At 53.0% G+C, this 232-nt stretch carries 1 pseudogene; it reads left to right on the forward strand.

The window, feature by feature from the left end:
* Nucleotides 1-232 (forward strand): annotated as a pseudogene (locus CF394_RS00050) (aminotransferase class I/II-fold pyridoxal phosphate-dependent enzyme); the annotation flags it as partial.

Here is a 232-nt window from a genome sequence, read left to right on the forward strand (position 1 = left end):
CAAAGAAATTTACTTCCCGAAGGAAGGCATCCTGAGCCAATCTGCGGAAGCAACGAGTCATGCGAAAAAATATAACGCGACGATCGGTATTGCCACCGAAGGTGGAATCCCGATGCATCTTGGCGTCATCCAAGACAAACTTTCGGCTTACCAGCCGAAGGATCTGTACCCGTATGCCCCGCCGGCAGGCAAGCCGGAGCTGCGCTCCGTATGGCGAAGCAAAATGATTCAG

It is taken from the genome of Tetzosporium hominis (assembly GCF_002265435.1).
GTDB lineage: Bacteria > Bacillota > Bacilli > Bacillales_A > Planococcaceae > Chryseomicrobium > Chryseomicrobium hominis.